This is a genomic window from Alcanivorax nanhaiticus, from assembly GCF_000756665.1.
GTDB classification, from domain to species: domain Bacteria; phylum Pseudomonadota; class Gammaproteobacteria; order Pseudomonadales; family Alcanivoracaceae; genus Alcanivorax; species Alcanivorax nanhaiticus.
Genome location: NZ_ARXV01000006.1, coordinates 184,016 through 204,641 on the forward strand (window position 1 = coordinate 184,016; position 20,626 = coordinate 204,641).

12 protein-coding genes are annotated in these 20,626 nt (G+C 56.2%); 1 reads left to right on the top strand and 11 read right to left on the bottom strand.

Annotated elements, in window-relative coordinates; genetic code table 11:
- Positions 1–10: 10 nt before the first annotated feature.
- Positions 11–1,177: a cyclophane-forming radical SAM/SPASM peptide maturase GrrM/OscB gene (gene grrM / locus Y5S_RS09445; protein WP_197055124.1), complete on the bottom strand. Its 1,167-nt coding sequence runs from the start codon at positions 1,175–1,177 to the stop codon at positions 11–13.
- Positions 1,177–1,452 (bottom strand): hypothetical protein, encoded by a 276-nt coding sequence (locus tag Y5S_RS09450; RefSeq protein WP_035232456.1) that lies wholly within the window; start codon positions 1,450–1,452, stop codon positions 1,177–1,179. The genes grrM and Y5S_RS09450 overlap by 1 nt, the downstream gene beginning before the upstream one ends.
- A gap of 342 nt (positions 1,453–1,794) precedes the next feature.
- Between Y5S_RS09450 and Y5S_RS09455 the strand changes: the two genes are divergently transcribed.
- Positions 1,795–2,793 carry an integron integrase gene (locus Y5S_RS09455; protein WP_035232457.1) on the top strand — a complete coding sequence of 333 codons (999 nt, stop codon included), beginning with the start codon at positions 1,795–1,797 and terminating at the stop codon, positions 2,791–2,793.
- A gap of 67 nt (positions 2,794–2,860) precedes the next feature.
- Here Y5S_RS09455 and gcvPB read toward each other — a convergent pair whose 3' ends face one another.
- From gcvPB to Y5S_RS09500, 9 genes are all read right to left on the bottom strand, one after another.
- Positions 2,861–4,327 carry an aminomethyl-transferring glycine dehydrogenase subunit GcvPB gene (gcvPB, locus tag Y5S_RS09460; RefSeq protein WP_035232458.1) on the bottom strand — a complete coding sequence of 489 codons (1,467 nt, stop codon included), beginning with the start codon at positions 4,325–4,327 and terminating at the stop codon, positions 2,861–2,863.
- Entirely contained in the window at positions 4,324–5,682 is a 1,359-nt protein-coding gene (gene gcvPA / locus Y5S_RS09465) for an aminomethyl-transferring glycine dehydrogenase subunit GcvPA (protein WP_035232459.1), read from the bottom strand. Before gcvPA ends, gcvPB begins: the two co-directional genes overlap by 4 nt.
- A gap of 156 nt (positions 5,683–5,838) precedes the next feature.
- Positions 5,839–6,225: a glycine cleavage system protein GcvH gene (gene gcvH, locus Y5S_RS09470; protein ID WP_035232460.1), complete on the bottom strand. Its 387-nt coding sequence runs from the start codon at positions 6,223–6,225 to the stop codon at positions 5,839–5,841.
- 314 nt (positions 6,226–6,539) lie between these two features.
- Complete coding sequence (gene gcvT, locus Y5S_RS09475) at positions 6,540–7,619, bottom strand: glycine cleavage system aminomethyltransferase GcvT (RefSeq protein ID WP_035232461.1); 1,080 nt, start codon at positions 7,617–7,619, stop codon at positions 6,540–6,542.
- 160 nt (positions 7,620–7,779) lie between these two features.
- Positions 7,780–10,746, bottom strand: a complete 2,967-nt coding sequence (locus Y5S_RS09480) for an Ig-like domain-containing protein (protein ID WP_153498652.1) — start codon at positions 10,744–10,746, stop codon at positions 7,780–7,782.
- A 15-nt stretch (positions 10,747–10,761) separates the two neighbouring features.
- Positions 10,762–12,120, bottom strand: a complete 1,359-nt coding sequence (locus Y5S_RS09485; protein ID WP_035232462.1) for an outer membrane protein transport protein — start codon at positions 12,118–12,120, stop codon at positions 10,762–10,764.
- Between the two features lie 368 nt (positions 12,121–12,488).
- Positions 12,489–15,704, bottom strand: a complete 3,216-nt coding sequence (locus tag Y5S_RS09490) for an Ig-like domain-containing protein (RefSeq protein ID WP_035232463.1) — start codon at positions 15,702–15,704, stop codon at positions 12,489–12,491.
- Positions 15,705–15,716: 12 nt separating this feature from the next.
- A complete protein-coding gene (locus tag Y5S_RS09495) occupies positions 15,717–17,072 on the bottom strand; it encodes an OmpP1/FadL family transporter (protein ID WP_035232464.1) in 1,356 nt (451 codons plus the stop codon).
- A 380-nt stretch (positions 17,073–17,452) separates the two neighbouring features.
- A complete protein-coding gene (locus tag Y5S_RS09500) occupies positions 17,453–20,617 on the bottom strand; it encodes an Ig-like domain-containing protein (RefSeq protein ID WP_035232465.1) in 3,165 nt (1,054 codons plus the stop codon).
- Positions 20,618–20,626: the final 9 nt, after the last annotated feature.

The window sequence follows — 20,626 nt, forward strand, 5'->3', positions numbered from 1 at the left end:
CAATGCTTTGTTAAATGGCCATACTATATTTACCATCAGACTCATACTTAGTCTTTATTAATTTTTCTAAAAGAATATCACTTAACTCTTGCCTAAGAAGCTTGCATGCAGTTGAGTGTGTCTGTGAAATATCACCACTTTCAAAATAAGAGTTTGATGCATAATCACCACCGCAAATGGAAAAATATTGGCATTCTTTTTGGCAGCTTTCTTTTTTCTTCTCAATATCCCTATAAATAACTTGATACTCATTTTTAAACATCAGGTCATCAAATTTGTCTTCGAAGACGTTGCCAATAATGAAGTTATTATACTTTTCAGATTCCGCACCTGCGAACTCAGGCGAGAATGGTGAAATATCTCCATTCTTATGGATTGTAACTATTCCTAGGTTTTTAGTCTCATCTGGCTCTCTGACATACGAAGAATCTGAAATCTTTAGATTGGAGACATTGAAGAAATCTTGGAACTCCCTAATATCAAATTTTCCACTATAAGGGAGCCAGATATCGTATAGCTTAGAAAAGAATGTTCTGAATCTAATTAACGTTTCCGAACTAATAATGTTTTTGTCCAAGTTCAGTGAAGATGTTAAATTGGCATTATCAATTTCTTCTATATTGAAGCCAACTGACTCAAACCCATTTTCAATAAAAAATTTGAAGAGTTCCTCTGGGTAATCAAGGTGCTCTCGAGTAAGGACACATAAAGCTCCAGTCCCAATATCATGACTCCTTAATTTACAGAAACCACGCATAACCTGGTCAAATGAACCTTTATTTGACCAATTTCGCCTATTCTTATCATGAAGAAACTTGGGGCCATCTACGCTAATACCAACATTAAAGTTATGTTTCGCGAAAAAATCACACCATTGATCTGTTATAGGTATGGCATTGGTTTGCACTGACTGATGCACCTCAATATTTTTCACATTGTATTTTTCAATTAGAGATATTGCTTTCTCATAAAACTTGATTCCCGCTAATAACGGCTCGCCAGCATGCCAAAGAAACTCAACATTATGTCCGTCAAGAAATGAACTGCTAAAAATATTTTTAATCATTTCTTCAAGGACATCAAATGACATCATTGTTTTGTCTTGCCTATTCGGAACATAGCAGTACGAGCAGTCTAAATTACATAATGATGTGGGCTGTACAACGATCAGGCGCACTATTCGTCTTCCTGAAAGTTACTATTAAAATCATCGAAGTCAAAACCTGAGGATTTTCCTGCTTTACCAAAAGACTTCACCCAACGATCTTTATCTCTCCAGTTATCATGCCATGTAGAGCTTTCACCGTCTGGGAGCTTCAAGCCACGTCCAATTCTAATATTTGAAATTAATTCAGGATCAATTTCACGAAGTCGCCTTTCAAATTCATTTTGAACAGAGGTTATTTCTGCCTCTATCGCTTCTTCCGTTTTAACTGCTTTTTTATCTGTCATAATATTTCTCCGTTTTTAGTGATTTAAATTACATTTAACAGCGTATTCAGTCGAATCGTTCGACATATCTTTTTTCGACATATTTCTTCGCTAAGATAGCGATGAAATACATTTAATCTCAATTTACTCAGCCAGTTATTGGAAAAACGAGAACAATTCCCAACTGACAAAACTCGAAGGAGCGGGTTATTTCCAGTACTCAGCCCCTCAGATTAAGCCGTTCTGGACACCAGAATTCAATGACTTAACGAATTTTAAGAGATCTCTTACAACCATTACGGCGTCGTTCCGTTGAGCAGGGCTAATCGTGAGCTCAATCTGACATCACACATGGAGGTCAGCATGAGTAGTCGCACCAGAGATATCCCTGTCTATGTTCCAGAAAAGCCCGTCAAGCTTCTTGACCAATTTCGCTCCTGGCTTCGCGCCAATCATTATCGGTACCAGACTGAGCAGACGTATGTTCACTGGGTTGTGACATATATTCGTTATCACAGCCTTAGACATCCGAGGGAGATGAGCACCCCTGAGATTGAAGCCTTTCTCACCTACCTGGCAACTCAACGCCAATGCAGCCCCGCCACGCAAAAAGTCGCACTCAACAGCCTTAATTGCTTCTATCGAAAGTTTCTTAAGATTGACTTCCCTCCTCTGGAATTTCGCAGATCTCGACAGTATCGCCGGCCCCCTGTTGTATTTACTGACCAGGAAGCACGCGCCGTAATCGAGCAGCTATCAGACCCCTTCAAACTGATGGCTGAATTAATGTACGGCTCAGGGCTGAGGGTTTCAGAGACGCTGAGACTTCGTATCAAGGATATCGATTTCGGACAGGGGCAACTGATCGTTCGGGAAGGAAAAGGTAACAAGGACAGGATAACCGTTCTCTCTGATCAACTTCATGACCGCCTGAAGCTTCAGATAAATCTCGCCAGCAGTTATTACAAGTACGATCGACAGAATGGTGTCGGCCCCGCCTGGATGCCGCATGCATTAGCCAGAAAGTATTCTGGAGAAGCATCACAGCTTGGCTGGCAGTTCATTTTCCCCTCCAACGAGCCTGCGAAAGATCCGCAAACCGGGATCATTCGCCGTCATCACCATCATCCCGACACCATTCGCAAACATATCAAGAAAGCAGCTCAAGAAGTCGGCCTCGTCAAGCTCTGCGGCCCTCACACTTTCCGACATTCCTTTGCGACACGATTACTGGAAAGTGGCTACGACATCCGCACGGTTCAGGAGCTGCTGGGCCACAGCGATGTGTCCACCACCGAGCGCTATCTTCATGTGATGAACCGGGGCGGACTGGGGGTAATCAGCCCGCTTGACCGAGGCTAAACTCGCATAAAAAACCCGGCTTTCGCCGGGCTTTTTTCATGCAGCTGAACGCCTGGTGGCAAGTTGCTTACTCGGACCAGGTGAGATCCAGCTCACGGGCTGCCTTTACATCATCCAGGCGGCGTACCGGCTGGGTGAAGGGCGCTTCCTTGACCATGTCCGGTTCGGTGCGCGCTTCTTCCATGATGGCGGCCATGGCGTCGACGAACTCATCCAGGGCTTCCTTGCTTTCGGTTTCGGTGGGCTCGATAAGGAAGCACTCCGGCACCAGCAGCGGGAAGTAGGTGGTGGGCGCGTGCTGGTTGTAGTCCAGCAGACGTTTGGCGATATCCATGGCGGTGACACCCAGCTCTTTCGCTTCCTTGGCGAAAGTGAGGATGAACTCGTGGCTGGCACGACGATCCGGGTACGCGGCGGTGCAGCCGATGGCTTCCAGTCGCTTGAGCAGGTAGTTGGCGGCCAGTGTGGAGAACTCACCCACACGGATCATGCCGTCACGGCCCAGGGAGCGGGCATAGTAGTAGGCACGCAGCAATACTCCCGCGTTGCCCATAAAGGCACTGAGGTGACCGATGCTGGTGGGCAGGGTGTCGGTGTCGACCCAGTAGTAGCTGTCGTCGTCACGCTGACCGGCCATAGGGGTGGGCAGGTAAGGCAGCAGACGCTCGGACACGCCCACCGGACCAGCACCCGGACCACCACCGCCATGCGGAGTAGCAAAGGTCTTGTGCAGGTTCATGTGGATCACGTCGAAGCCCATGTCACCGGGGCGCACCTTGCCGAGGATGGCGTTCAGGTTGGCGCCATCGTAGTACAGCAGACCACCGGCTTCGTGGACGGTTTTGGCGATGGCTTCGATCTGACGCTCGAACACGCCACAGGTGGACGGGTTCGTCATCATCAGACCAGCGGTTTGCGGGCCGCACGCTGCCTTTAGCGCTTCCAGGTCCACGTCGCCGTCTTTGCCTACGGGCACTTCACGCACCTTGTAGCCACACATGACGGCGGTGGCCGGGTTGGTGCCGTGGGCCGCTTCCGGAATCAGGATTTCGGTGCGCGCTTCGTCACCACGGGCTTCGTGGTAGGCGCGGATCATGGCGACCCCGGCGAATTCGCCCTGGGCACCGGCCATGGGCGCCAGCGACACACCCTTCATGCCAGTCACTTCCTTGAGGAAGTTTTGCAGCTCAAACATGCAGCTGAGGAAACCCTGACTGTGGGTTTCCGGGGCCAGCGGGTGACGGTTCAGGAAGCCCGGCAACATGGCCGCACGGTTGGCACCACGGGGGTTGTACTTCATGGTGCAGGAACCCAGCGGGTAGAACTGCTTGTCGATGGCGAAGTTCTTGCTGGAAAGATTGGTGTAGTGACGCACCACCTGCATTTCGGAGACTTCCGGCAGCGCCGGCTTTTGCTGGCGACGCAGGTGCGCAGGGATGGCGCTGAGCTTGTCTTCCGCTACCGCTTTGGGTGCCTGGGAGACGGCGCTACGACCGGGCTGGGACAGTTGGAAAATCAGTTTGGTCTCGCTCATGCCAGCACCTCTTTCATTGCAGCGGCAAACAGGTCCAGGTCACTCTCACTGTGCACTTCGGTAGCGTTGATCAGGATGGCGTTGGCCATATCGTAATCCTTTGCCAGGCTGACACCGCCCAGCACATCTTTCTCGGCCAGCGCCGCCAGCACCTCGGCTGCCGGTTTCGGCAGGGTCAGCACCACTTCGTGGAAGGTGGGCGCCGTGAAGGCTCGCTCGACACCCTCGATCGCCGTGAGTTTTTCCGCCAGCGCCTGGGTGTTGGTGTGACAGTGTGCCGCCACGTTGGTCAGACCATCCGGGCCCAGCAGGGAGCAGTAGATGGTAGACGCTGTCATGGCCAGGCCCTGGTTGGTACAGATGTTACTGGTGGCCTTGGAACGGCGGATATGCTGTTCGCGCGCCTGCAGTGTCAGGGCAAAGCCCTGCTTGCCTTCCATGTCCACGGTGCGGCCGATGATCCGGCCCGGCATCTGGCGCACGTATTTCTGTTTGCAGCACATAAAGCCGTAGTACGGTCCACCGGACGAGAGCGGCACGCCCAGCGGCTGACCTTCACCTACCACGATATCGGCGCCCTCACTGCCCCATTCGCCCGGCGGTGTCAGCAGCGCCAGCGAGGTGGGGTTCACCACGCCGATCACCAGCATGTTGTTGGCGTGGGCCCAATCGGTGAGCGCATCCACTTCTTCCAGCGAACCGAAGAAGTTGGGCTGGCTGATGACCAGCGCGGCGAAGTCTTCGCCTTCATAGGGCTTGAGGGCATCCAGCGGTGTCTGACCGGAAGCCGCATCGAAGCCGACCATTTCCAGCGCCACATCCTGGTTTTCCACGATGGCTTTGGTGGCAGCGGTGTAACGCGGGTTCAGTGCGGTGGGAACCAACACCTTGCGTGACTTGCTCTTGCGGTTGGCACGCAGGCTCATCAATACGGCTTCAGACAGACCCGAGGCACCGTCGTACACCGACGCGTTGCTCACTTCCATGCCGGTCAGGCGTGTCATCAGGGTCTGGAATTCGTAGATGACCTGCAGGGTGCCCTGGCTGGCTTCCGCCTGGTAGGGTGTGTACGCCGTGTAAAACTCACCACGGGTGGCAATCTCCCATACCGCTGCCGGAATGTGATGCTGGTAGGCACCGGCGCCAATGAAGCTGACGGCGCCTGCATCCATGGCGGCGCGCTCGTTCATCAGGCGGGTGACGTCCATTTCACTCAAGCCTTCAGGCAAGGCATCCAGCTTGCCAGCGGCTTTCAGGTGCGCGGGAATTTCATCGAACAGGGCTTCGATGCTGTCGGCACCAATGGCGTCGAGCATGGCGCGCACGTCGTCGGGGGTATGGGGGATATACGGCATGGGGGTACCTGGATAGGTTGGGTGTTGGCTTTGCGTTCCTCAGCACTGAAAACGCGTTGAGGATCAGCTACGAGCCACGAGCTTCGAGCTACGAGAAAAATCTTTTACTCGCAGCTAGTAGCTAGAAGCTCGCAGCTGCGAATAACGGTAATGCCGTTATTCGCTTTCGATCTGCGCCTGGTACTGGTCAGCGGTGAGCAGGTTGTCCAGATCGGTTTCTTCGCTCATGGCGATCTTGAACAGCCAGCCACCTTCATAGGGGGCGTTGTTGACCAGCTCAGGTTCATCTTCAAGGGCTTCGTTGATTTCCACGATTTCGCCGGACACTGGCGCGTAGATATCGGAAGCGGCTTTCACGGATTCAACCACACCGGCTTCATCACCTGCGGCAACGACTTGACCCACTTCCGGCAGTTCCACATACACCAGATCTCCCATGGCATCCTGGGCGTGGGCAGTGATACCCACGGTCACGGTACCATCTTCGTTTTTGGCCCATTCGTGGCTGCTGGCATAACGCAGTTCGGCGGGGATCTCGCTCATTGTTGTCTCCTTGAGAGTCGCTACACGCAACATGCTTCACGCATGCGCACTGGAAAATATTGAATCAGTTTAAAGTTCAAAGTTGAAAGTTTAAAAGCGCGGGATGAGCACCCTGGTTTGCCATGCCCTGCCCGCGCCTCACCGTTTGAGCGCGAAACACAAACCCCGACTTCACTCGGGCCTGTCGCCGCATTTCAACTTTAAACTTTAAACTCACTCGCCTGACTATCGCGATCACACCGGAAAAGGAAACGATCGCGTGCAGATACGTTCTTACAGCGACCGCTCCACGACGTGAAGCGTGCCGCGTGTTGCTAGACTTCTTTGTAAACTGCCTGGCCGTTGCGCACGAACGGGGCTTTCACCACTTGGGCAGGCTGACGCTTGTTGCGGATTTCCACGTCCACTTTGCCTGTCGCCCCTGCGGGCAAACGGGCCAATGCAATGGACTTGCCCAGGGTGGGCGAAAAAGTCCCACTGGTAATCTCGCCCTCTTCATCATTGGCGAGCAATACCTTCTGATGGGCACGCAGCACGCCTTTGCCTTCCAGCACCAAGCCCACCAGCTCCGCATGACCACGCTCTTGCTGGTTCAGCAACGCCTGACGACCAATGAAATCCCGGTCGTTCAACACCAGGGTCCAGCCCATGTTCGCTTCCAGCGGAGTGATGGTGTCGTTCATGTCGTTGCCGTAGAGATTCATGCCGGCTTCCAGTCGCAGGGTATCCCGTGCACCGAGACCCGCAGGCGCCACCCCGGCGGCAAGCAACTGATCCCACAGCGCCACGGCATCGGCGGCGGGCAACATGATTTCTACGCCATCTTCACCGGTGTAGCCGGTGCGGGCGATCATCCAGTCATTCGCTTGTGCAAAGTGGAACACCTTGAGGGTATTCACTGCTTCTGCACGAGCCCCATCCAGCAGGGAGGCCAGCAGCTCACGGGCCTGCGGCCCCTGGATTGCCAGCATGGCCAGCTCGGGACGCTCGTGGATATCCACCGCAAAGCCTCCGGCCTGGGCTTCCATCCACTCCAGGTCGGTTTCGCGAGTCGCGCAATTTACCACCAGCCGGTAGTCATTGTCGCGTTTATAGACGATAAGATCGTCGATCACGCCGCCATATTCATTGAGCATGCCGCTGTACAGGGCACGACCTTCGGTAATACGGTCCACATCGTTGGCCAGCAGGTGACGCAGGTAATCGCGGGCACCAGCACCGGCCACATCCACTACGGTCATGTGGGATACATCGAAGACGCCCGCCTTCTGCCGCACGGCATGATGCTCCTCAATCTGGGAGCCGTAGTTGATCGGCATATCCCAGCCGCCGAAGTCCACGATCTTGCCGCCTGCCGCCACATGCGCGTCGTACAAGGCTGTGCGATGACCCATAACACCACCACTGTTCAAATGAAGGGGGAATTATATCGGGACGAGGCTTGGGGGCATAGGCTCACGGGCCAAACAAGCGCAATGAGAAACAACAGAAACGCCCTGTTTACAGGGAGAAAGCGGGCATCGCCGCTTCTCCCTGCATCACAGAAGGTGGCGACTACTTGATCGAGCCGCTCTGGAAGGTCAGATTCACACCACCCACTGGAATGGCCAGGTCAATGGTGGCCAGCCCGGAACCGATGTTGACGTCGATGTCCTTGGCGGTGAGGCTTTCCAGACCGATCACCATGCGGCCATCCGGCAGGAAATCTACCGGCCCCTTGAGCTGCACATCATCCAGCGGATAGCTGTAGAGATTGTGCGGCAGAGGCAAACCCAGTGGCTCCATCTCCTGGGCATCCAGCAGCAGATCCAGTGCGGTATCAAAGGTGAGCTGATCTTCCACCTCGTCATAACGAATCCAGCCTTGCAGTGGCAAGGTACGCCGCCCTGTGCCGTCATCCCGGTAACGGGCACGCATCACCAGCGGGCCGGTCGGCACAGAGGTGGGCACTCCAACCAGCTGGGCATGGACATCCTTGCTGGTGGTATAGAGAACCGGTGGGTAGAGGGTCACTTCCACCGCCTGCTCGGCCTCGTCCCAGCCAACGATATCCACGTTGATCCCCCCGTTGAGGTAGGTATCTTTCTGGTCCGGGCAGCTTAGCGGCTGCAGCAGCAAGGTAAAACCACACCCCACATTGGCTCCGGTCACCGCCCCGCCGTAGCCGGTAACGCCCAGCCGGGCCGCGTTGGCAGGCACCGGGTAGACGCCGCTACCGGCAGGCACTTCCACAGTGGCTGTTTCCTCGCTGTCGACCAGGAAGTTGGCGTTCACGTCCGTCTTGGGCAGATTGCGCAGTGGCAGAAACACATTGTCTGTTGCTTCAGCGCCAACGAAGGCAACGCTCAAATCCGGCCCGCCGACATCACTCTCCGGCGCCAGCAGCTGTGCGGTTTGCAGGGGCATACCCGCGGATGAGCAGATCACGTTCTGGCCACAGCCGGTCGCCGAGTGAGATCCCAGCACATAGCGATAAAGCTGGCCCTGCTCCCAGGGTGCCTGGGGAATAATGGTCAGCTCGCGAAGCTGCGGGGACAACGTGGCCGGCACCACCTCAAGGCAGTTACCCGCAGCATCGATTTTCTCTACGCGGACACTGCCATCATCACAGCTGGTGCCCAACACCATGCTGCTGGTATCCATATCCTGGGAAAACTGGATGGCGATGGCCCGGTTGGCCGGCAGGGTCGGCAGCGGCAGCACATCCCCGGCCTGGCCTTGGGTATTGCTGACGCATTGCCCTTGCTCCCCTGCCGCCAGATCACGGCTGGCGGGATCCACCGCACAGGGATAGCCTGGATACACGGTGGTGGCATTGGGCGACCGCGGTGCATTGGTACTGAAGGACGGCATACTGAACGTCACGGTTTCCGGGCTGGCCGGGTTGCCGCGCAAATCCTGCACACCATCCGTAAGCGCGACCTGATACTCCGTCCCAAAGCTCAAGGGTTGATCCGGCATCAGCACCACCGAAGCACCATCCACTTGCCACTGAAACGGCACCGCGCTGCCCTGCTGAGTCAGCATCAACGTCACGCCGGGCTCAATGGTGGTCTGATCTGGCGTTTCGTTCAGATTGAGAATGATCGGGTCACCGGGACGGAAGCGGTCGGCAAAATCTCCCGGCTGCCAGCTCTGTAGAACCGGGCCGCTGATATCCGCCACTGGCTGGGGCGCATTCTCCTGATCTGCATAGGATTCCATGTGGAAACTGAGTACACCGTAAGCCGTTTCAATACCCAGCACTTCCGGCTCAACCACGCCAACGGCATCGATCACCATGCGCCCTTCTTCCACAATGGCCCGGCCCACCAGATCCACCTGCAACAGGCTCTGGGTGAAGGCACCATTGGCGCGGGAATCCGCGGTGGAGAATGCCAGATCCAGGGTTAGCTCCACTCGTCGCGGTGCTTCGGGGCTCTGGCTGTAAGGCGTAGGCAACAGGTAGCCGTTGGCATCGGAGACAAAACTCACTGTCACATCACCGGAATCAAAACCGGCCGGCAGATAGCCACCAATCAACACGTCCAGTGGCTCACCTTCCAGCAGCGAACCTTTACTGATTCGCAGCGGCGCGGCATCCGGGTAATTGGGGATGTACGCCAGATCGGCAAACACGTTACCGGACAGCTTTGACACGGTGGTGTCACCCAACAACTTGGCCACCAACGGCACACAGTTAATCGGGGCTCCGGTCAAAGGTGACCGAGTCACGCCGTCCTCATTACAGCCTTTGACGGGATCTGCTGCCATGGCTTCCAGCACCAGCGTTTCGCTGGGGGCCGAATCCTCAGGAACCAGAGAGTAGCTCGCGCCTCCGGTCAGGCTGTTTCCGAACACGCTGGCCAGGTCGCTGGTCAGGGTCAGGGTGTAGGTGTTCCCCGGCGTCAGGTCTTCCACCGGATCGATGGTCAGCCGGTTGCCTCCACTGAGCACCGATACCGGAATCACGTTATCGGCGTTGTCGGTCAGCGTGACCGAGCTGCCGTAATCCACAGTGGTCGCATCCAACGGTTGGGAAAACTGGAGTCGCAGGGTGGAAAAATCCATCAGCGGACGGTTCTCTGCCGGCGAAAAGCGGCTGACCACAAAATCCGCCGCCTGCTGCTGCGCTTCCACCGCGCCCCGCTTGGCAGAGCCGGTGACAAAATTCAGAGCACCACCACCGACGCCCTCCAGGGTCATGCCTGCCAGCGCCAGGGTGTATTCGCTGTTGAACGCCAACGGTGCCGATGGTGTGACCACCAACGAACTGCCGCCATCGGCCCAGGACACCGCCACATTGACCGCGCCTTGCGGCCCATTCAGGGTGACATCGCTCTCTGCCAGCCCCGGCGGTTCGGAAAACTGCACCACCAGCGGCGCGTGCACTGACACGCCAGCCTGCTCATCGGCAGGATAGGTGTAGAACACATGACCTTTTTCCCGGCCGCTGAAATCCACTGTCTGTTCACTGCCACCACCGCCACAGGCGGCCAGCAGACTGGCAGCGGCAACCAGTAATACGCTACGCATTATCATCACAGCCTCCGCTTATCAGAATTTCAGGGTCAGCGAACCACTGAAGACATGCACGTCGCCATCCGCTTCCACCTGCTCACTGGGCTGCGGGTAAACCGCAGATTGGGTGTCGTAGATATCAAAGGTGCGCGACTCCAGTTTTTGATACTGGTAACCCACATCCAGGCGCACCGGATAGGCCAGCAACCAGGGCTCGTCGAATTTTGCCGTCAGGCCAAGGCCGGCAATCCACTTGTCGCCGTCAAGATAGTTCACGTCCACAGACGCATCAGAATCCAGTGGAGATTCACTGAACGCCAGACCACCAGTGACCGCAAACACCTCATTAAGCTGGAACTCACCGCCAATGCGGGGGATCAGAATATCCTTGAATTTCAGCTGTCCCACATCACCGTTAACGCTCTGGTCCTTGATGGTGTCGTCCTCGAACTCTTCTTCCAGTTTTGACCACTGCTGCCATTCCAGGGTGACACCGGCACGCCAGCGATCCGCCCGGTAGTGCAGGCCACCCGTGAGGATGTTTGGCTGATAGGAATCCAGAGTGGAAATACGCAGAGGCAAGCCCGGCGCACCGATCACCCCTGGAATAATCGCATCGGCGGACACTTCGGTCTGGGTGTTGGAATACATGCGATAGGCAAAGGCGGTTTCCAGGCCATCGAACCAACAGTTGTCACCTTCTGCGCAGAAGGTTTTTCCCCAATCCATGTTCATGCTGAGAATCGGGCGAATGGAGGGCTTGGCCGAGACATCCAGCTGTTCGTACTGGGTATTGCCGGCCAGGTCTGTCGTGGCGCGCAGATCCGCCGCCGCGTGCAGGGTGATCCGTGCGGTGGCCCCCACATCAATACCGCGCCACACCTGGGTAGCACCACCCAGATTGAGGAACAGGGGTTGGCGACCGTATTCCAGATACTGACCTTGCTGAGACGTGGTGGAATCAAACGCCAGCATCTCCTCACCGTACTCTTCCACCCCGAGCATGAAACCCAGATAGAAAGGGTGGCCATACTGGGTGAGCGAGGTCAGGTTGGTCTTCATGCCAATCAGCACCTGCTGGGCAGGGGAATCCTGCAATACATCACCGCGCCGCAGCGGAGCATCAGCACCGCCAAGGCTGTTGGCGCGCAATTCATGCTCCGCATGCATCAACCCGACGGTCAGCTCACCACGTGAGTCGTGGGCCAGATAGGCCGGATTGTAATAGGTGGCGGAAACCTGGCTGTTAAACATGCTCAACGCCTGGGCCGAGGCCAGATCTGAAGGCAGTACGCCGTAGGTGGTACCAATGTTACCCATACTTCCCAAGGCAACAGACTGCATCAACACACCGCCAGCCATGACGGCGATACGTCCCGAAAAGGAAACAGACATTCTTATGCTCCTGACGTTCTTGTTGCTTTTCACGTCGCCGGGATAGCGACACGGGCAAGACCCTGTCAGGGGTGAACAATTATTCACATAGGAAAAAAGCGGTAATCGGTGTAATCCGGGAAGCGAATTCGTAAAAAACTTTCAAATAGTGAACGGGGTTCCACTAGGAAGATGACACTCGTCAGGCACGGTTGTGCCAGAAGAGGTGTCGCATCGCGACGGAACCGTCGCTCCCACAGGTGGAGATTTCCGGCGTGGGTGCCGCTTTCTTTGTGGGAGCAGCGGTTCCGCCGCGATGAACCAAAAAATGCCCCGGCAAGCCGGGGCGAGGACAGTCATGCGAAAGGAAATCGCAGCACGCGTATCCGTTACTGGATGGACACGCTCTGATAGCTGAGGTTGATACCGCCAGCCGGGATTTGCAGTGTCACCTTGCCGCCTTCAAAACCGGCCAGTGAGATCTCCAGATCCACGTCCAGCGGAGCCTGATTCTGCAGGCCGATAAAGAGGCGGCCATCCGGCAGGAAGTCCAGCGGCCCTTCCAGCACCACATTATCAATCGGCAAGCTCTTCACATTGTGCTCAAGACCAATCGGCAGACTCAGCGCCGGCGCATCGAACAGCAGATCGAACGGGATACGGAATACCGGACCATCCGGGGTTTCCACGATATAGCCCACCGGCGGCACCGTACGCGGGCTGTTCGGGTCATTCGGATCTTCCGGCTCATAGCGCACCCGCATGATGTTGGGACCGGTTGCGGTATCAATCGGGATCAAACCGATGTTATCGAGGTTGGTAGCCTCAATCAGATCGGAAACCAAGGAGGCATCCAGCAAACCATTGACCACATCAGCCAGCGCGTCACCAATCAGCGGGATATTTCCCAGCAAGGTATCCAGGGTGCCTTCGGAAGTTAGCTGCACACCAATCACTGCGGTGGCATCCAGGTTAGTGAGCGCCACCGTGGTGGGGTAAATCACCACTGGCACACCCTGCTCCACTTCATCGAAGTCCAGGATTTCGGTGTTCAGCAAACCGGTCACATACATGATCTTCTCGCTATCACATTGTGTCGGCGTGCCACCCGCTGTGTCATCGAACCCGCAACCGGTGTTGGCATAGGACACCAACCCTTCACCACCGGTACCCCGTGGCACGATGAAGGTGGCATTGGCCGGGGTATCTGCCGGATCCAGGGTGTCACCGGTGATCACCGGTTCACCGCTGTCGATCTGGAAGTTGTTGTTCACATCGGCACTGGGCAAGTTCGCCAGTTCCTGGAAGATGGTGTTGGCAGCAGGGCCGCCCTTGAACAGGATCTCCATGTCCGGACCACCGTCTTTCAGACCGCCACCCAGCAGAGGGGCACTCTGGAAAGGAAGGCCGTCAGCGGAACAGATACCCGCACACCCGGTGCCGCCACCATTACCCGCCATCACATAGCGGTAAAGGGCTCCCTCTACCCACGGTTGCTCCGGAGTAAAGGTCACATTGCGCGTTTCCACCTTCAGCTCACCGGCAACCGGCTCCCAGCTGCCTGCATTGTCTTTCTCTACCAGGAAGGTATTACCCAGTGTGATCGTGGACGCATCCATGTTCTGGGAAAAACGCACAATGATGGAACGGTTGGACGGAAGATCCACGATGGGTATCTGATCCACGACAACCTGTTCAGCTTCCGCACTGGAAGAGATACAGGAGCCCTGGAAGCCAGAATCGATCGCCGTCTGATCTGCCACCGTACTGGCACAGGGGAAACCGGGATAGACCGTGGACGCGAAAGGACCGCGACGCACATCGCCGGGGTCGTTGATCACATACTCTGGCAAGGTGAAGTCGAGACTGTTATCGCCTTCCAGGCTGTCCAGCATTTGCAGGGGGTTACCCGCCAGATCGGTAATTTCCGGCGTGGTTGTGACCACATACTCCACACCATATTCCACCGCCGGATCGGGATGAATCACCAGGGCATTACCGCTCAACGCCCAACTGAAAGGTTCAGCAACTCCACCCTTGGTCAACTGCAGCGTGGTGCCTGGGATAATGGAATCCGGCTCCAGCGCTTCATTGAAATGGATCACAATGGGCTCACCCGGTTCCATACGGTCGGCCACATTGCCCGGCTGCCAGGACAGCTCAGCACCATTATCTCCATTCATGACCGGGACAAACGGGTTCACCGTATCCAGCGGCTGCGCAGGCGCATTTTCCTGATCGCGATAGGATTCCATGCGGAAACTGAGTACGCCGTAGCTGCTTTCCACACCCAGCACCCGAGGCTCTACCACAGTGATGGCATCAGTATTCAGCTGACCATCTTCGATCAGGCCGGTCCCCACCAACTCCAGGTGCATGATGTTCTGGGTAAAGGCACCATTGGCGCGGGCATCTGCGGTGGAGGTAGCGATGTCCATGAACAGGCGCAGCTTCTTGGGTGCCTGATCACTGTCCGCATTGGGGTTGGGGTACAGGTAGCCGGTAGCATCCGAGATGATCTGCACCGTCACTTCACCGGAATCAAACCCCACCGGCACCTCACCACCGATAAAGACTTCCAGCGCATCGCCGTTGAGAATACCGCCGCGCTTCACTCGCAGTGGAGTCACGTCCGGAAAATTGGGCGCAAACGCGAGCTCGGCATAGACATCCCCTGATTGCTTGGACACTGTCTTGTCCTGCAACAGGGTGCCAATCACCGGCACACAGTTGATCGGCTGGCCGGTCAGGGCAGACAGGCGCACGCCGTCATCAAGGCAACCCAGATCCTTGTCTGCCGGCGGCGCATTGGTGACCAATACGGCGCGCTCGCCGGTGGTGGGCGAAGTCGTATCCTGTGGCACCGTGCTGTGACTGAAGGCCGCAATGGTATCGCCGGAGGTATTCTTGAGGCCGTCGATCACCAACTCATAGGTTTGGCCGGGCACCATATCGTCTTTCGGATCCACGGTAATACCCGTGCGGCCTACCAACATCAGTGCCGGGACAACCTCACCGTTACTCATCAGGCTGACAGTATCGCCATACACCGCACTACTGGCATCAATCGGCTGGGTGGTCTGCACCCGGAAAGAAGAAAAATCCATGCTCTTGAACTGGCCGTCATCCGGGAACATGGACGCCACTTCAAAGCTGTCGCTGAGTCGCTGGGTAGCCAAGGGGCCTTCCAGCGCAGCGCGAGTGGTAAAGTTCAGGGTGCCGTCTTTAAAGGTGGTGGGAATGCCAAGCACATTCACATTATTCATGACCACCCGATACTCACTGGCCGGAGCCAGTGCATCCACCGGCGTCAACACCACGCCTTTGCCTTCACCCACCGAGCTCAGGGTAAACGGCACATCACCGTCCGGCCCGGTAAAGGAGAAATTGTTGGTGGTCAGACTCACCGCATGGCTGAACTGCAACGCCACAATGGCACGCGGGGCCACTTGCTGCTGGTTATCCAGCGGATAGGTGTAGTGCAGATTGCGCGGATCAAATGTCGGGGTATTAAAGCTGACCCTGGCACTGTCATCGCCACCACAACCGACCAGAGCAGTGGCGGCAAGGGCAGTAGCGATGAGGGCAATATTGTTCTTTTTCATGATGCACCTCCGTTAAAACTTGAGGGTCAGGGAGCCAGAGAAGACATGTACATCGCCTTCGGTGCTCACACGCTCATAAGGGTTGGTGACGCCAGGCTGGGTACTGGTCAGCTCAAACTCTCTTTCGTCCAGCATCTGATACTGGTAACCAAAGTCCAGTCGAACCGGATAGGCGAGAATCGGTGGGTTATGGATGATCAGTGAACTGCCCACGCCGACGATCCATTTGTCGTTGTCGTAGTAGTTCACATCCGGGGTCTGGATGCTTTCCAGCGGGCTTTCCTGATACGCCACACCACCAAACAGAATCATGTGCTTGTTCACGGTCCACTCGGCACCTACGCGCGGCACGATGATGTCCTTGAACTCGGCATTGGCCTGATCTTTCACCGTATCGCGGTCAAGCTCGTCTTCCAGGTCTTGCCAGTTTTGCTGCTCGACAGTGACACCGGCACGGAATTTGTCTGAGAAACGATAAAGCACACCAGCGCTGAGAATGTCCGGCTGATAGGAATCGATGGTATCAATCAACACCGTGATACCTGGATCAATGACGGTGCCGGGGATAGTCAGATTGGATGCGACTGCAGTACGAGCCTCGGTATGGCCACGGAAGGCAAACGCGGTTTCCAGACCTGTCCAGATACCGCAGTCTTCTTTACCACAGAAGATCTTGTCCCATTCCAGATTCATGGACAGCACAGGCCGAATGATTGGCTTGGCCTGAACGCTCAACTCCTCGTATTTGGTTTTGCCACTCAAGTCGGCGCTGGCGATCAGGGTCGCTTCACTGCGCAAGGAAACATGTGCCGATGCACCAGTGGTAATCCCGTTGGCCAGCTCCAGACCGCCACCAAGATTGAGGAAAAGTGGCTGACGACCGTAGTTCAGGCTTTGCCCTTCCCGCGAGTTCTTGGACTCGAACGCCAGCATTTCTTCACCGTATTTTTCCACCCCGGCGATGATGGCGAAGTAGATAGGATGTTCGTACTGGGTGATATCCGTCAGATCGGTCTTCAGCGCAATGATCTGCTGCTGGGTATCGGAAATATTGGCGCGGGAGCCATCACGCACCACGGCAGCGCCGCCACCACTGGGGTTGCCCAGGCTGTTAATGTCCAATTCGTGCTCACCGTGCAACAGCCCCAATGTCAGCTCACCACGCTCGTCCTGTGTCAGGTAGGCGGGGTTGTAATAGAGCGCTGAGGCTTGGGTATTAAACAGGGACAGCGCCTGGGCGGTGCCTACATCCGTGGGCAGGATGCCATAGGTATTGGCGGTATTGCCCATAGCGGCGAATGCCGGGGCGGTCATCAGGGTCGAGAACAGGGTAGCTGCCCCCAGGCGGCTCAAGGATTTGACGAACATACAAATTCTCCGGCGTTTGTTATTCGGCTTATTGCCCATCTGATACCAGCGTGGGCTTGTTGCAGCGAAGAACAGGTGAACGGTATGCACCAGCTGACCTGTTCCTGCCTGTGTATATGCAATAAGTAAAACAAAACGGTCGTGCTACAGCCGTTGCGAAAAGGTTGGGAATAGTTGAGATACGGTGTGTGACTTGGCGGACTTGTTAAGGTGTGTAATCGGAATGTTGCCAAGCTCAGGGAGGGCCACACGCTGCAACAGTGGAGGGATACGACGGGGTAGCCGTCGTGGAAGACACGGCACCAGAATGCCCGGAGCCAAACCCCGGGCACAAAAAAGCCGGCCCGAGGGCCGGCAAAAATCATTCAATGGCACACACGTTATTGCTTGATGGGTTCACCCAGATACTGGAGCTTGACGCCACCCACCGGGATTTTCAGGTAGATCTTCGGACTCAGGAACAGCACCGACAGGTTCACATCTACGGCCATGTCGTTGGAGTTGAGCTGCTCAATCACCATGCGGCCATCCGGCAGGAAGGTCACAGGCCCGGACAGGTTCATGGTCAGGGGATAACTGTGCTGGTTGTGCGAACCGTCCAGCGTAATGTGCATGTACGGCGCATCCAGATACAGGTTCACATCTGCGCGGAACTCCGGCCCGTTATCGGTCGGCACAATCCAGCCGGGAATCAGGCCCTGACGGTCGATTTCGTCATACACATAACTGCCATCCGGGTTCTGTTTGCCGCAATAGTTGGCGGCATCCGTGGGCCAGGCCACACAGTTGTAACGCATCCGCATGTACTGGGTTTCGGTCGGCGTTTCTTCGTCGATCAAGCCCAGAATCTTGACCTTGAGGGTCACCGAGGAGGCCTGGATCAGGGTTGGATAGAGCCCCACCCGTACTGCCTGCATTTCGTCACCGGACACCGGGTCCGTGTAGGTCGCGGTACCGAAGACTTCCGAGTTCAATCCGCCGACAACATGAATGCCGCACTGCTCTGGCAAAGCACAGATCAATGATGGGTCGGTCAATCCACCCTCACTGCCGTCATCGCCTTTACTGGTGTCGATAATCAACGCTGTCGTATTGGCACCCGGCACGCCACCCTCATAACCCGGCTCACCACTATCGAAACGGCCATTACCGTTAAGGTCTGCGGTGGGCAGATTACGCAGCGGCTGGAACACGGAATCCGTCACCGCCGCACCAGTGAAATGCAGGTGCATGTTCGGACCGCCCATGTCCGCATCCGGGGCTCGCAGTGTGGCGGTTTGCAAACGCTTGCCGGATACAGAACAAATCGCCTCACCACTGCTGCAGTCATTGGGCTGCTGGGCACCGGTGCCGTTCACACTCATCAGGAGATAACGGTAGTTTCCGCCTTCCTCCCATGGCTCATCCGGCGTGAAAACCAGACTGCGAGCCCCCACTTCCAGCTTCCCGGTCACACCGGATTCGCAGTTATATTTGCGCTTGTCGCCATCCATGTAACGAATCGGCAGGCCGTTTTGGTCGGATTCCACCTTTTCGACTCTGAAACTCCCTACGCCGCAGGCTTCGGAGTTTTCAAACACCACAGAAGCCGGATCAATATCCTGGGAGAAATTCACCCGGATAGAACGGTCTGCCGGCATTAACGGCACCGGATTACGGTCATCTTCCGTTTTGCCACCCTGACAGAAACCATGGTTACCCGCTTCGATTTCCCAGTGCTCGTTATCCGTTGCACAGGGGAAGCCGGGGTAAGAGGTCAGCACGATGGGCGGTGCGGTATCACCCACCACCGCCGGCAGCGTGAAGGTTTCATTGACCGGATTGAGGGAATTGCCGGCCAAATCCGTAACGCTGCCAGTGACAGCAACGGCGTAGTCGGTGCCCATGGCCAGATGTGCAGACGGACGAATAATCAGCGTCGCCCCATCCAGCTCCCAATCCATATCAACAGCAACGCCGCCACTGGTTAGCGTGACCGAATCACCGGCAACCAGCGTAGAGGGATCCAGTGGTTCGTTAAAATTCAGGATCACCGGGTCTCCCGGACGGGCCGTCGTTGCCACGCCATTACCATCGACAGCCGGCACCATGGATTGCAAGCTTGGCGAGGTCATGTCCGGTACTGGGGCAGGCGCGTTCTCCTGATCCGCATAGGACTTCATGTGGAAGCTGAGCAAACCGAAGGCGGTTTCCTGGCCCAGCACCTTCGGCTCCACCGCACCCACCGCATCGATTTCCATGCGGCCATCATTCACCAGCGCCATGCCGTTGAGCTCGACATGCATCAGGGTCTGGCTCAAACCGCCGTTGGCTTCCGGGTTTTCAGCGGTCATGGCCACGTCCATGAACAACCTCACCTGCTTGGGAGCCTGATGGGAATCGCTGTAGGGGTTGGGCACCAGATAGCCGGAGGCATCCGACAGGAAGGTCACGCTGATGGCACCAGTTTCGATACCCGCAGGCACATCGCCGCCAACCTTGACCTCAATATTGCTGCCGGTGAGCAAGCTGTTACGGGCAATCCGCAACGGAGACACGTCCGGGTAGTTAGGCAGAAACGCCAACTCGGCATGCACATCACCGGATTGCAGCGTGGCATCCCTGCCACCCAACAGGGTGGACTGGATCGGCACGCAGTTCATGGCCGCACCGGTCAGCTTGGCCAGCTGGGCACCGGGCTTATTGCAAGGATCGGTAGCCGCCGTGCTGGCAGGGACGACTTCCTGAACCAGAGTGGCACGGGGCATGGAATCACGCGCCGTCCAGGTCTGGGTATAACCTCCGGTCAAACCATCCTGGGTTGCTCCACGCACCGCATCCGTCAACTTGAGGGTATATTTCTTGCCTGCGACCAGGTCTGAGGTTGGGTCGATGGTGACCGCATTGCCTTTGACCAGCAGCGTGGCGGGGACTGTCCCTTCTGGCCCTTCCAGTTCCACCGTGCCTTCCACATCGGTATCACCATACACCAGCGAGGAGACCTCCAGCTTTTGGTTGAACTGCAGCCGAATCGTGGAGAAATCCATGAATTGAAGCTGACTGCCATCCGGAATGATCTTGCTGATCGCCAGGTCCGGCGAGAGCTGCTGCTCCGACAGGGGGCCATCAATGGACATCCGGGTAACGAAATCCAGCCCGCCGTCGTCAAACTGGGCCTCACCATTGCTGGTCTGGATATCGTTGAGCACCAACCGGTAATGCGTGGTCAGATCCAGCGGCGAGGCCGGCTGAATCACCACCCCCTTGCCACCACCCACCGATTGCGGTGCGCCCAGCGCCACCCGGTTATCTACGGTATCGTCACAGGCATCGCCCACTGACGGGCACTTCAGCAACATGAAGTTGCTGCCATCCACATTCACTTTGTGGGAAAAGCGCAGAATCAACGGCGTCTTTGGGGATACGCTGTCCTGGCCGTCATAGGGATAGCTGTAGTACACATCACCGATTTGCCAGTTTTCAAATGTGGGCTTGTCTCCGGCCTCGCCTCCACAGGCTGCCAGCAGGGCAGCGGAGGTGGCCAGGCATAACGCTTTCAGTTTCATGGTCATGCC